Here is a 13872-nt window from a genome sequence, read left to right on the forward strand (position 1 = left end):
TGTATTGCTGAGCTTGTATCATTCCAAGATGAAGGAAGGAGGAAGGAAGATGAAAGAGGAGCTGCTTAGTGTCGGTATCGATATGGGAACCTCGACCACTCAGCTAATTTTTTCCAAGCTTCATATTGAGAACATGGCGTCCAGCTTTACCGTTCCACGTGTTGTGATTACGGATAAGGAAGTTGTGTTTCGCAGTGATATCTGTTTTACACCGATGCTTGCGGATAACAGAATAGATGCCGTGAAAATCAAGCATTTTGTAGAAGAACAGTACCAGAAGGCCGGGATTAATAAAGAAGATATCCAGACAGGTGCAGTAATTATTACGGGTGAAACCGCACGAAAGGAGAACGCCAATGAGGCGTTGCTCACTTTGAGCGGTTTCGCGGGGGACTTTGTTGTTGCGACGGCAGGCCCAGATTTGGAGAGTATTATTTCCGCTAAGGGAGCGGGGGCGCATACCTATTCCAAGGAGCATTCCACAACAATCGTCAACATTGATATTGGGGGTGGAACGAGTAATCTGGCGGTATTCTCCAGTGCAGATTTGCTAGATACCGGCTGTCTGGATATCGGCGGGAGATTGATAAGAGTTGACCAGAAGTCGCATCAGATCACCTATATTGCTCCAAAGATCAAGAAACTGATCGCGTTGAAAGGGCTTGATCTGTCGCTTGGTCAGCAGGTATCTCCCGCCGATCTGCAGCCGGTGGTACTCGAAATGGTACATCTACTGGAGGAAAGCGTGGGCATCCGTCCGCAAAGCGAGTTTTACCCGGAGATTATAACGAATAAGGGGCTAAAATTGGAGCAAAAAATTGCCTGCATTTCTTTCTCCGGGGGAGTAGCGGATTATATTTACAACGAAGCGGAAGGTGATATGTTCAGATACGGAGATATTGGTATTCTTCTCGGCAGGGCGATTGCGGCTTCAGCGTTGTTCACACAAATGACTGTGGTCCGTTCGGTTGAGACGATTCGCGCTACGGTGGTCGGAGCAGGCTCGCACACAACAGAAATAAGTGGCAGCACGATCACTTATACGGAAAAAAGCTTCCCGCTGAAAAACATTCCCATTCTCAAGCTGGCCTTGGCGGATGAAGCAGGTGTTGATCCGCAATTGTTGGCTGCAGCGATTTCGGAGAAGCTGGACTGGTTCAAGCTGGATAATGATATGCAGAGGGTAGCCATTGCTATCGAGGGCAAGAAAAGTTTGAGCTTTCCCGAAGTGCAAAGGTATGCAAGGGGACTGTTGCAGGGCATGGCGGAACTGATTGAGCGGGAGTATCCGCTGATTGTCATCGTACAGCATGACATGGCCAAGGTGCTGGGCCAGACGCTTTATGCTCTTCTCAATTATGAGAAGGATGTCGTATGTATCGACGGTGTACTTGTCGATAACGGTGATTATATCGACATCGGAAAACCGATTGCAGATGGTAAGGTGCTGCCTGTCGTCGTCAAGACACTGGTGTTTAACTAAAGTGTGAAGCTGTAACCGTATGATGAGTGACAATATTATTAAAGTAGGAAGGGTGTAATGAGTATGAGATTGAAAACAACTCTAAATGGAAAGACCTTTCAGTTCCGCGATATCAAGGATGTTTTAGCCAAGGCCAACGAGCCTAAATCAGGTGACAGATTTCAGGGCATCGCTGCTGAATCGGTCACCGAACGTGTAGCTGCAAAAATTGTGCTGTCCGAGCTGACAGTGGGAGACTTGACGGAGAATCCCATCATCCCCTACGAGTTGGATGAGGTGACTCGAGTCAACATCGACGGACTTAACAGACATCAATATGAAGCTAAGAAGAACATGACCATCGGCCAGTTGCGAGAATGGATCCTTAGTCACAAAACTACACAAGAGGATTTAATCCGAAGTTCTCGTGCCTTCACCGGTGAGGTGGCAGCTGCTGTGGCTAAGATCATGTCCGCTATGGACCTGGTCTATGGTGCCCGGAAGATCAACGTCGTCACCCGCTGTAACACCGCCATTGGACAACGTGGGACCCTGTCGTTCCGCTGTCAGACCAATAGTACCACCGACGACCCTGAAACGATCGTAATGGGACTGATGGAGGGTGTGTCATACGGTAGTGGTGACGCCTGTCTGGGCATCAATCCCGTGGAAGACAATGTAGAGAGCACACGCCGTATCGCGGATGGTGTGTACAACTTTATGTCCAAGAACGAGATCCCTACCCAAGTGGTGGTCCTGTCCCACATGACTACCCAGATGAAGGCCATGGAGCAAGGGGCGCCTCTATCTATGATTTTCCAGTCCATTGCGGGCACTCAAGCAGCCAATGACAACTTCGGTGTGAACCGTAAGCTAGTGGAGGAGGCCTATATATTGGCCAAGCAGCGCGGCACCAGCGTCGGTCCTAATCTGCTGTACTTCGAGACAGGTCAGGGTTCAGAGGTTTCCATCGGTGCAGACTTGGGCGTAGACGAGATGACTTTAGAAGCTCGGACCTATGGCTTCGGTCGTTATTTCAACCCTTTCATGGTGAACAATGTTTCCGGTTTCATCGGTCCTGAGACCCTGTATGACGGCAAAGAAATGATTCGCGCCAATCTGGAGGACCATTTCATGGGTAAGTTGATGGGACTACCTATGGGTATGGCTCCGTGCTTCACCAATCACACCTCTATTACCCAGGACGATCAGGAGATGGCAACTATGCTCCTCAACACAGCTGGAGCGAACTTTTATATGGGTGTGCCTGTAGGTGACGACGTAATGCTGGCCTATCAGGATACCAGCTTCCACAATGATGCGGCTCTCCGCGAGTTATCTAGACGGAAGCCTGCCCCAGAATTCCATAAGTGGATGATGAAACGCGGCTTGATGGACGAAAATGGTGTCCTGACAGAGCTAGCTGGCGATGGATCAATTTTCCTGAAATAATAAGGAGGGCTATAAGATGAATGAAGATAAGTTAATTGAACTGGTGAAACAAGTCGTTTCTGAGATGACGTCAACGCAAAAAAGTGACAATCCGGTAATGCTCGAGGCGGTTCCTTCTGACTCTGAGGAATACGTTCCTGATCTGTCGCAGGTGGATTTCCGCAAGGTGCTTGACATCCCTCATCCTGCAAATCGTGAGGAATATCTTCGCGTTAAGGCAAAAACGGAGGCACGTTTAGGCGTGTGGAGAACGGGTCCTCGTTACCGTACCAACACACTGCTACGCTTCCTCAGTGATCATGCTGCTGCTATGGATGCTGTGTTCTCCGATGTGTCAGAGGAAATGCTGGAAGAGATGGGACTGTTCTCCGTGAGTAGCCGCTGCAGTTCTAAGGACGAGCATCTGACTCGCCCGGATTTGGGACGCCAATTTTCTGAGGAGACCATCGCGAGGTTTAAAGCGAAGCTGAAGCCAAAAGCAAAGGTACAAATAATGGTTGGTGACGGACTTAGTTCCGCCGCAATCGAGGCGAACCTGCGCGACATTATTCCGGCGATCTCTCAGGGATTGAAGATGTATGGACTTGAAGTAGGCAATATCCCATTCGTCAAGAATTGCCGTGTACCTGCCATGGATGTAATTGGCGATGAGTTGGAACCAGAAGTAGTCTGCATGTTAATCGGTGAGCGTCCAGGTCTTGTGACCGCTGAATCTATGAGCGCCTATATCGCGTACAAGCCAACAGTAGGTATGCCAGAGGCACGGCGTATTGTCATCTCCAATATCCATGATGGCGGAACCCCTGCAGTTGAGGCGGGTGCTCATATCGCGGAATTGATCAAAACAATGCTGGAGAAAAAGACTTCCGGTATTGTGATGGGAGACTAGGGCCCAATCCATACGGATGACATGAGCAACTAAGTAATGAGATTTTTTGAAACACAGTTTAGAAGAACTGCAAGATAACGGTTATTCGATCACTTATACAGATTGAGGAGGTATATTATTATGGCAAACTCAGACGCATTAGGGATGATTGAAACTAGAGGTCTGGTAGGGGCGATTGAAGCAGCAGATGCCATGGTAAAAGCAGCGAATGTGACCTTGATCGGCAAGGAGCGAATCGGCTCTGGTCTTGTTACTGTCATGGTTCGCGGAGATGTAGGAGCGGTCAAGGCTGCGACGGATGCAGGAGCGGCTACGGCAGAGCGCATTGGCGAACTGATTGCGGTGCACGTAATCCCTAGACCGCACGCTGAAATGGCTGCAATTTTGCCAAAAGGGGTCAAAACTGCAGAATAGTAGACTTATTGATTCTGGAATTTATTCTGGTTCAGGATGGTAGGAGATTATTCTGTTTCGGTTCTCTACGAGTTCTCGCAAACGTCCAAAAGTGGCGGTGCTTTGGGGTAATGCCCCGAAGCCTTGCTATGCTTGGAAAAACAAAAAACCCGCGAAAATCCTTGTTATATCAAGGATTTTCGCGGGTTTTATATTTTCTTTGCTTGACTTCTCTTCCGCTATCTTCTGGATAGTGGTCGCGACTCAAAATCGAGAGGGAACCCGTGGGGGGGCTAGGTCCCTTACCGGCATAAAGCTACCATCATTAATCAAATTTTTGGTAGAGTAGTCTTTTTTCTTATATTTATCTTTCTTGCATACTTCTTGTTTTCGACTATGATAAGAGGAAGAAAGATTGAATGGGAGGATTATGATGCAAAAAATTAAAGTTGGAATTGTAGGTTTTGGTTCTTCTGCTGTTACCTTCCATGTGCCTTATTTGCAGGCATCAGAGTATTACGAGATTGCCTCGGTTGTCTCTTCCAATCCGGAAAAGGTACGACACGCAATCGGTGATGTACAGGTAGTGTCCTCTGTTAAGGAGATGCTACATAATCCACAAATTGAGTTGGTTATCATTACGACACCTACTGGTATGCATTATGAAATGACCAAAGAAGTTCTGCAGGCGGGAGTGCATGTAGTAGTAGAAAAACCTTTTGTCCTGACCGTACAGGAGGCAGACGACTTGATCGCCCTGCAACAAGAGACAAAGGCACTACTTAGCGTCTATCAGAGTAGACGATATGACAGTGATTTTCTAACCATTCAGCGTTTGATTCGAGAAGGTCGTCTGGGAGATGTGTATCTCTTTGAATCACATTTTGATCGGTATCGTCCGGTTGTTCGAGATCGTTGGCGAGAGAATGACGTGCCAGGTTCCGGCATCTTGTATGACTTAGGATCACATCTGATTGATCAGGCGCTGGTTCTGTTTGGAATGCCAGAGACTGTCACTGCCGATATATTGGCTCAGCGTCCAGGCGCCAGAACGGATGATTTTTTCCATGTTACTCTTCAATATGAGCGGTTGCGTGTCGTTTTGCATGCAAGTAATCTTATAGTACATCCAGGGCCACGATTGCAAGTGCATGGGGACAAAGGTAGCTATATCAAGCACGGCATTGACGCGCAAGTCCCTGCTGGTCAAAATCCAAGGATCATGACAAAGGATAAATGGGAAAAAGAACAGGGTGAAAATGTCTATGGGCAACTGGCAACAATCTCAAATGATGAAATGATTATCGAAAAGGTCGTTTCTGAAATAGGTTCCTATCAATACTACTATGATCAAATGTTTGAAGCGATTCGACTAGGAAAAGAGCCCCCAGTTACAGCAGAAGAGGCCAGAAAAACAGCTATTCTGATTGATGCTGCGAAAAAAAGCAGTCTGGAAGGTAAAACTATTCGCCTCCCCTTACCATAAAGGGTTGACCCTAAAGTCAGCCGTTTATTTCACCAAGGAAGAGTATAGTGGATAGGGATGTATGAAGAAGGTACGGTTACTTTATCTATTGAATTTTTGACAATAGTTGCTTTTAGATTTAAGTAAGTTCACAATAGTATGAGTAATATAATTTTTCGGGGGGTTAATCATGAATAAACCTATTTCTATATTTGTATGTTTGATTCTCGTATTCTTAGTTGGATGCACAAGTGGAGAAGGTAAGAAGACGGATGAAATGCCTACTGTCATATATTTTGGTCAGGGAGAGGAATGGTTCGCTACATATACAATTTCTAGTGTTAGAGAGTCATATTTTGCTTCCTTGTATATCCAATATATTACGGATAGAACGAAAACAACCGTAAAACAAACAGCGGATATTGGTAAGATTGAATATATCCTTAAGGGAAAAGAATGGACACTAAGTAGCAGTGAGCCTCAATCATTAGTAGGAATTCTCAATTTTCATACTGCTACAGAAATAAATGCTGATCAATTCGATCTAGATTTAGCTGACACGGTCACATTAGAGGTAAGATGGAAGGATCAAGTGGAAAAGATTGATCTTAAGAGATAGGACAATTTTTCAAATAGGTAAGGTACACGATTGTGATCTATGGTACAAAAAATTATACCAAAGAGTAAGTATGCGACTATTTATTATCAAGGGACGATACATAATATTGAAAAAGTCTTTGATTATTACAATAATGAATGGTTGCCAAATTCAGAGTACATAGAGCCAGATGAAAGCTATGAAATAGAGTACTATGACAGCGAGCGTTTTCTGGGGAATGAAAATAGTAATTCAGAAATTATCTTTTTATTACCTATTGTGAGAAAATGATTTCACTTCAGCCATGTAGAATGAATTACCATAAACCGGATAAACATTTTTAGGGCGGTCACATCTGTAAAAAGATATGGCCGCCTATTTGACGTATAAGAATATATAGAAATTCTTATACGCATGAAAAAAACACCCTCTAGGGAAGAACCAGGTTCTTCGATAGAAGTTATTCTTATATGCTTCAATCCTACTAAACACTACGATTCTGTAATTGTTCCGCCATTTACATGAATGACCTGTCCAGAAACATATCGGGAATCATCGGATGCTAGATATACATAAGCAGGGGCCAATTCAAACGGCTGTCCTGCACGCTTCATAGGTGTGTCAGCACCAAATGTACTTACATGCTCAGCGGGAAAAGAAGAAGGAATCAGCGGAGTCCATATCGGACCAGGTGCGACAGCATTTACACGGATTTCCTGCGAAGCAAGCGATTGGGACAGGGATCTTGTGAAGGTGGTAACTGCTCCTTTTGTTGCAGAGTAATCAATTAACGTGACGTTACCTTGGTATGCAGTAATGGAGGAGGTTAACACAATAGAGCTTCCTGCCTGCAAATGTGGTAAAGCTGCCTTGGTTACATAGAACATCGGATAAATATTCGTTCTAAAAGTAAGGTCCAACTGTTCTGCGCTGATATCCAAAATACTATTTTGAGGATACTGCACGGCTTGATTTAGGACGAGTACATCCAGTTTTCCGTAGGTATCAATTGTCTGTTTAACAATCGAATTACAAAAAGACTCCTCTTTTAAGTCCCCATCAATCAGAGTACACATGCCTCCGTACTTTTCTACATATTCTTTCGTTTTCTTCGCGTCTTCATGTTCGTTGTAGTAAACAATGACAAGCTTTGCACCTTCTTTTGCAAAGGCAATCGAAGTCGCACGTCCAATACCGCTATCCCCACCTGTTATGAGAACAACTTTATCTTTTAATTTGTCGCTTCCCTTGTATGCAGGATTGTCAAAAATAGGGACAGGTTCCATGAATGCCTCGGTACCTGGTTGAACATCTTGATGCTGCGGTGGGAATGTGTGAATTTCTTCTGTGGTCTTTTTCTGCTTGTCGTGATAAGGAACTTTCGGATACATGAGAGGGCCTCCTTCTAGGTATTGTTTACAGTTAAGCTTTACCAAACGAGCAGAACTACATGTGCGTGTCCATAATAAAATCTTGTTATGACACAGCACGTACAAGTAATGCCTTCTGTGTACATGAGTAAAAATAAAGAGTAAAACCTTCTACTTTGTAAATAAAAGAAGGGTGAATAGCTCACCCCGTACTCTATTGCTACTGAATATATTTACCTAGATAAAATTTTCCAAAACAGAGAAATTGTAGCTCGTATAGCCGAAAAGATACCTAGAAAATCAAAATAAACGGAATTTTGTCTAAGTATTGACAAATCAAAAAATAGAATGGCCCTAAAGGGCTAATTGTGATTAATATCACATCATTAGCAAATACTGGAATGTTTTAATTTAAGCGTAATCATTAGATAAGATTTCCAGTAATGCTTCTTCAAGGAAACAGCAGAGTCAAAAGGAGGAATAAGGGATGAGTGAACTTTCGCGCCAAACAAAAAAAGAAAAAAAGCCTCACAAAGAGACCGAACAAAACTTGAAAGGTACCTTTGCTTCGGTTTTATTACTAGGTGGTTTTATCTTGGTAACCTGGTTATTCGTATTTAAAATATTTTTAGACAGGGCCTAGAGACAAGAAGGAATAGGGGAGGGTTTTGTATGCATTTGCATCGATTTGAAAAAATCTGGTTGATGGTTGGTGGAGCAACGCTTGTTTTATTTCTTGTTGTATTATCTGTAAACGCATATGCAATGGGGATGATGCCACCCAGCCATATGAAAATGATTGATCCGAACAAAGTAGATGAGACAGCACCGTTTGATAATCCCGGCTTACATGAAACAGGTGAAAATGAGTACGATCTGGTGATGAGCTCGATGGTGTTTGCTTTCCAACCTAACCAAGTTGAAGTTCCTGTGGGAGCAAAAGTTAAATTTATTGTAACCAGTAAAGATGTTGTGCATGGCTTTCAAATCCCTAAAACAAATGTAAACATCATGGTATTGCCAGGACACATCAGTGAAGTGACTCATACATTCGATGAACCAGGAACTTATCTCATCATTTGTAATGAATATTGTGGCTCTGGACATCAAATTATGGCTGCCACAATTATTGTGAAGTAATAAAGAAGGGTAGTGATGTTGATGGCATTGCATGTAGAAAGAAGAGAGACGCCTGCATTTTCTGACATGGATAACAGCCAGAAGAATGAACCAAAGGTCAAGGTTGACCGGGCTAGCGCCAAACTTTCTCTGGTTCACATATACGTAGCTTACATTGGTTTTGCGATCGCCATTTTGTGTGGCTTGTTACAGGGATTGGTAAGAGGGGGCATTATGACATTACCTTCCTGGCTTAATTATTATCAGATTTTAACAGCGCACGGTGTATTACTGGGCCTAGTTTTTACAACATTCTTTATTGTCGGATTTTTCTTATCGGGATGTGCGAGAACGTCAGGTGGTAGCTTGTCACCGATGGCACGTAAATTAGGCTGGATCGGTTGGTATCTGATGACAATTGGTACGGTAATGGCCACAATTGCGATTTTAGCGAATACGTCCAATGTCCTTTATACGTTTTATGCTCCAATGAAAGCTTCTCCGTTTTTCTATATTGGTGCTGCCTTACTTGTAGTAGGTAGCTGGTTTGGTGGCTATGCGATTTTTAATAACTATATAAACTGGAGAAAACAAAATCTAGGAAAAACATCGCCACTCTTCCAATACATGGCAGTTGCAACTATGATTCTGTGGCAAATCGCTACGCTAGGAGTAGCTGCAGAAGTTTTGCTACAACTGATTCCATGGTCACTTGGTTTGGTTCCAGATGTTAACGTTCTTTTGAGCCGTACTCTGTTCTGGTATTTCGGTCATCCACTCGTTTATTTCTGGTTAATGCCAGCTTATGTTTGCTGGTATGTGAACATTCCGAAGATAATCGGTGGCAAAATCTTTAGTGCTTCACTGGCTCGTCTCTCCTTTATTCTATTAATCCTGTTTTCAATCCCCGTTGGATTCCATCATCAATTAATGGAGCCTGGAATATCAGATAAATGGAAATTGTTGCACGTAATTTTGACTCTTACTGTAGTGCTTCCTTCTCTTATGACCGCATTTTCACTTTTCGCAGTATTTGAGACAACAGGTAGAAAAAAAGGAGCGAAAGGGCTGTTCGGCTGGTTTAAAAAACTACCTTGGAATGACGCACGCTTCTTTGGTCCAATGTTAGGTATGCTAGCATTTATTCCTGCAGGAGCTGGTGGAATTATCAACGCAAGTAACCAGATGAACGCAGTTGTTCATAACACAATCTGGGTTACGGGGCATTTCCATCTTACAGTAGGTACGAGTATAGCCTTAACGTTCTTTGGTATCAGCTATTGGTTGATTCCATCGCTTACAGGGCGGATTATGACAAAAGCTCTACACAGAGTTGCCATTTTACAAGCGGTCATGTGGACATTCGGAATGGCTATCATGTCTGGTGCCATGCACTATTTGGGTTTGCAAGGAGTTCCAAGACGTACTGATTACACCACATATTTTGATCATCCAGAAGCATTAAGCTGGATTCGTCCACAAGCCTTGATGGGAATGGGCGGAGCTGTCTTATTCTTTGCAGGGGTACTACTGGTTGGTATCATCGTGTATCTCGTTTTCTATGCGCCAAAAGGAGAAGAGGAGTACCCCATTTCGGAAACGCAGGATGCAGAAGAACGAACTCCAAAAATCTTGGAACGCTGGTCTCTATGGCTAGGTATTGCGGCATTTTTAATCATCGTCGCGTACGCCTATCCGATCTATCAGTTGATTGATCACTCACCTCCAGGCTCACAACCGTTTATTACCTGGTAGGTTAAAAGGGTGTACCCGAATTTTTTACCTAGAGGAAACAGGAACATGGATATAGCAAACCCGCCAATTTAAATGGACTGCACCCCAATTGTTAGACACACCTAACAATTGGAGGTGCAGTCCATATCAATGTCCTCGGCTAATGTATTAGCTAAGTTTATATTTTTCAGTAATGACTGAAGCATCAACCGTGAATCCTCTTTTTTTCATTGTATCAGCTAGCGTTTTCTGAGTGCCGCCGTCCTGGTCGGCAACAAGATATCTGTCAAAACCCGAAACCGAGGAATTCCATCCGTCCACGATTACATAATGCGAGTTACTTCCTTCCTTAAGTCTTACCATGCATATATTACCGTTCTGGACTTCTCCAGAAACGTCAGCTATTTTATCAATTTTTACTGCGATGTTCTGATTTCCCATTTTTGCTGTGAAACCACTTCCCGTAAAATCAGCGGCGTTGTTTGTACCTTTTTCGCCTTTCATCGAATGGGCAAATCCATAATAATTTGTTTCCGTGTTCCATGTTTGTATAATTTATCAAAGCTACATTCAGGACAACGTTCAGGTGCACAAACGGTTTCAACCTTAAAGAGCATATCGGATTCATTTTCTTGTGGTACTTCAATTGTAGTGAGGTTAGGTAAGAATAATAAGTCGGACATGCTACTTTCTCCTTTATCAAACAAGCTTTAAAAACTGGTAAAATATCGATTTTTTAATAAAAATCTGTTCCAAAACAATAATGGGAAATCCAATTCCTAAAATTTAAGCCTGTTGTTTTTTTGCAAAAAATTGTTGTACAACAATAAACACCACAAGTGCAATGCCGACAAGTATACCGCTTACTAAACCTACATAATCTATAGAACCTATACTTATTACTCCTCCCCCTATTACAGCTCCTAAACCGATTCCCAAGTATAAAGCCGATGCACTGAAAGAGAGAATCATTGAAGCCTGATTAGGGTTTAATGAAATCAGGTAGGAATTTAGTGCTGGATTCATACCAAAACCAGGAATTCCCCATAACAAAGCAACAAGAGAAACTAGAACAATTGTCAATGTAGATGGGTTTAACAACGTTAACACTGAGAAAGCTATTAATAGAATCCCAAATCCAGCAAGAGATAACATGAGTGTTTTAGGGGCACCTATACGATCTGTGAAATAGCCTCCAACGAGATTACCAAAAAGGGCACCTATTCCAAACAACAGTAAGAAGATACTAATATTTTCAATATTAGTGATTGCTGTTATTATAGGGGCTATATAAGTGTAAGTCATAAAGCCACCAGTTGTAGCAATAATGCTAACACTTAAGGTTAACAATATTGTTTTATTAAAGCTTTTCAAACGTTCTTTTATACTTATAAAAGCTTCCCGTTCAATTTTTGGTAAAAGTATTAATACACCAATTGTAGTGATTAAAGATACCAAGGAAACAAGTGCAAAGGAATAACGCCAAGATATCGCATTTCCAACCCAGGTTCCAATAGGCGCGCCTACTATTAGTCCCACGGTAATCCCGGCGATTATAAAGGACAAAGCTCTCCCACGCATAGTAACAGGGACTAAACTTGCTGATGCCGCCATAGCCAAAGGAGTAAATAAAGCTGCAGCCAAGGCAGCCATTATCCTTGTGACAAATAACCATTCAAAAGAAGTTACTATTATAGAAAGACCATTAGCAATTGTAAAAACTAGCATGGACAATACCAATAGTGCTTTTAAAGGCATATTAATTGTTATCGTTCCTAAAACAGGTGCACCAATTGCGTATGCGATTGCAAACGCAGTAACTAATTGGCCTGCCACGGCAATAGAGACATTCATATCGTCTGCAATGCTTGGTAATATACCGGCAATGACAAAATCATCTGTACCAATAATGAAAGTACCTATTACTAAAATAAAAATACGGTAATTCATTTTATGTCACTACCTTTACCTTGATTTTCCACCTTGGTCCAAAATTTAATTAGGTTTTCTAACTTTGCTTCAACTTCCTGTAAATTTCTTATTTGTTCACGAGTTTTCTCTAATTTTTCCCTGTATAGAGAAAGTGCAGAGGAAGCACAGCTGGAGTTATTATCTATGGGATGAAGAGATCCACAGGATATAACAGGAAAGATCTCCTCAGTATTTAAACCTAAATCTAAGAAAAGTTGAACTGCTTTTACACGCTCCACATCCTCCTCGCCATATACACGATATCCATTTTCTAATCGCTTTGGATAAATTAAATTTTTTTCCTCATAATATCGAATTGATCGGATGCTGACTCCGGTTTTTATTGATAATTCGCCTATTTTCATATTAATCTGCCCTCCTAAATTACTACGTTATAGCCATATTAAAGTATGACATGGTGTGAGGGTCAATATCCATTCTTTGAATTATGATGTTCTCAACATAGTACAGTTTAAGTATTCAATTATCCTTGGGTAATATTCCTAAATATTAATTTCTAAACTTAATTTTAAAAGGCGTTTCCACTACATAATCCGATTTCACACTTAAAATGTTGTTATGTTTCTAATAGTAATTTCCACCCTTTTATCCGAAGACCCGATAAATAAAACTTTTGTTGTCAATTATACTGTTCGTACAAGTTAGCTTTACCTCTAAGGGACGTTATGGTGCTCCAAAAATTCATTTTCTGCTAAGAAGTGAAGGTATTTCTATTAGTTTGAAGAGAACTCAGCGACTTATGAAAAAGGCGGACATTCGATTAATTACAAGGAAGAAATTCCGCCCGCAATCAAGTAAAGATAGAGTAATAGAAAGACCTAATATACTAGATCAAGACTTTACAACAACATCTATTAACGAGAAATGGGTAGCAGATATTACATATATCCATACTCTTCGAGATGGATGGTGCTATTTGGCACCCGTTCTTGATCTACATTCAAAGAAAATCGTTGGATACTCTTTTTCTCAGAATATGACAGTAGGGTTAGTTTTACATGTGTTAGAGAATGCATACGTCACTCAAAAACCCGCAAAGGGTTTCATTCTTCATACCGATTTAGGTACACAGTACACAAGTCAAGATTTCGCACAGCATGTTGAGGAATTCCACATGATTCACTCATTTAGCAAAAAGGGGTGCTCCTACGATAATGCCTGCATTGAGTCCTTTCATGCCATACTGAAAAAAGAAGAAGTACACCATGTGAAGTACATAGATTATAAGTCAGCAAAGCTTGCGCTTTTTACATATATAGAAGGCTTATACAATCGCAAACGGATACATGGAGGTTTAGGGTACAAAACACCACAAGCAGTAGAAGATTTGCTGAGAAACGCATCCTAGCACTTAACTTTTTTGTGTCCAAGATATTGACTCAGATCCAAGCATGATGG

General features: G+C 42.1%; 14 protein-coding genes and 2 pseudogenes. 11 read left to right on the plus strand and 5 right to left on the minus strand.

Translation table 11 applies throughout. From position 1 onward, the window contains the following. Positions 1-49 precede the first annotated feature (49 nt). From eutA to LM917_RS09175, 7 genes are all read left to right on the plus strand, one after another. The gene (gene eutA, locus LM917_RS09145) at positions 50-1483 is read left to right on the plus strand and encodes an ethanolamine ammonia-lyase reactivating factor EutA (protein WP_232697201.1); all 1434 of its coding nucleotides are present in this window, start codon (positions 50-52) and stop codon (positions 1481-1483) included. 63 nt (positions 1484-1546) lie between these two features. After that, on the plus strand, positions 1547-2914 hold the full coding sequence (gene eutB, locus LM917_RS09150) for an ethanolamine ammonia-lyase subunit EutB (protein WP_232697202.1): 1368 nt from the start codon (positions 1547-1549) through the stop codon (positions 2912-2914). 16 nt (positions 2915-2930) lie between these two features. Next, positions 2931-3803: an ethanolamine ammonia-lyase subunit EutC gene (gene eutC / locus LM917_RS09155; RefSeq protein ID WP_232697203.1), complete on the plus strand. Its 873-nt coding sequence runs from the start codon at positions 2931-2933 to the stop codon at positions 3801-3803. 120 nt (positions 3804-3923) lie between these two features. After that, on the plus strand, positions 3924-4217 hold the full coding sequence (locus LM917_RS09160; protein ID WP_232697204.1) for a BMC domain-containing protein: 294 nt from the start codon (positions 3924-3926) through the stop codon (positions 4215-4217). A gap of 412 nt (positions 4218-4629) precedes the next feature. After that, entirely contained in the window at positions 4630-5682 is a 1053-nt protein-coding gene (locus LM917_RS09165) for an oxidoreductase (RefSeq protein ID WP_232697205.1), read from the plus strand. A 169-nt stretch (positions 5683-5851) separates the two neighbouring features. Continuing rightward, positions 5852-6280 (plus strand): hypothetical protein, encoded by a 429-nt coding sequence (locus LM917_RS09170; RefSeq protein ID WP_232697206.1) that lies wholly within the window; start codon positions 5852-5854, stop codon positions 6278-6280. A 39-nt stretch (positions 6281-6319) separates the two neighbouring features. Further along, complete coding sequence (locus LM917_RS09175; RefSeq protein WP_232697207.1) at positions 6320-6550, plus strand: GyrI-like domain-containing protein; 231 nt, start codon at positions 6320-6322, stop codon at positions 6548-6550. A 200-nt stretch (positions 6551-6750) separates the two neighbouring features. Here the strand turns inward: LM917_RS09175 and LM917_RS09180 are convergent, their stop codons facing one another. Further along, positions 6751-7650: an SDR family oxidoreductase gene (locus LM917_RS09180; RefSeq protein WP_232697208.1), complete on the minus strand. Its 900-nt coding sequence runs from the start codon at positions 7648-7650 to the stop codon at positions 6751-6753. 466 nt (positions 7651-8116) lie between these two features. Between LM917_RS09180 and LM917_RS09185 the strand changes: the two genes are divergently transcribed. From LM917_RS09185 to LM917_RS09195, 3 genes are all read left to right on the plus strand, one after another. Continuing rightward, positions 8117-8272 carry a cytochrome c oxidase subunit 2A gene (locus tag LM917_RS09185; protein ID WP_232697209.1) on the plus strand — a complete coding sequence of 52 codons (156 nt, stop codon included), beginning with the start codon at positions 8117-8119 and terminating at the stop codon, positions 8270-8272. 29 nt (positions 8273-8301) lie between these two features. Then, positions 8302-8769, plus strand: coding sequence for a cytochrome c oxidase subunit II (locus LM917_RS09190; protein ID WP_232697210.1), 468 nt, complete (start codon positions 8302-8304; stop codon positions 8767-8769). Positions 8770-8835: 66 nt separating this feature from the next. Then, complete coding sequence (locus tag LM917_RS09195) at positions 8836-10503, plus strand: b(o/a)3-type cytochrome-c oxidase subunit 1 (RefSeq protein ID WP_232697406.1); 1668 nt, start codon at positions 8836-8838, stop codon at positions 10501-10503. Positions 10504-10650: 147 nt separating this feature from the next. Here the strand turns inward: LM917_RS09195 and LM917_RS09200 are convergent, their stop codons facing one another. The 4 genes and pseudogenes from LM917_RS09200 to LM917_RS09215 all read right to left on the minus strand — a co-directional run bounded on the left by LM917_RS09200 (position 10651) and on the right by LM917_RS09215 (position 12818). Then, positions 10651-10986 carry a hypothetical protein gene (locus LM917_RS09200; RefSeq protein ID WP_232697211.1) on the minus strand — a complete coding sequence of 112 codons (336 nt, stop codon included), beginning with the start codon at positions 10984-10986 and terminating at the stop codon, positions 10651-10653. Then, positions 10986-11165: pseudogene (locus LM917_RS09205) on the minus strand (transposase family protein); the annotation flags it as partial. The pseudogene LM917_RS09205 and the gene LM917_RS09200, both read right to left, overlap by 1 nt. Positions 11166-11268: 103 nt before the next feature. Next, positions 11269-12432, minus strand: coding sequence for an MFS transporter (locus tag LM917_RS09210; protein WP_232697213.1), 1164 nt, complete (start codon positions 12430-12432; stop codon positions 11269-11271). Continuing rightward, positions 12429-12818 (minus strand): MerR family transcriptional regulator, encoded by a 390-nt coding sequence (locus tag LM917_RS09215; protein ID WP_232697214.1) that lies wholly within the window; start codon positions 12816-12818, stop codon positions 12429-12431. Before LM917_RS09215 ends, LM917_RS09210 begins: the two co-directional genes overlap by 4 nt. Positions 12819-13108: 290 nt before the next feature. On the opposite strand from LM917_RS09215, the pseudogene LM917_RS09220 reads away from it, so the two are divergent. Then, positions 13109-13822, plus strand: a pseudogene (locus LM917_RS09220) (IS3 family transposase); the annotation flags it as partial. Positions 13823-13872 lie beyond the last annotated feature (50 nt).

The sequence above is a fragment of the Brevibacillus daliensis genome (genome assembly GCF_021245735.1).
GTDB classification, from domain to species: domain Bacteria; phylum Bacillota; class Bacilli; order Brevibacillales; family Brevibacillaceae; genus Brevibacillus_B; species Brevibacillus_B daliensis.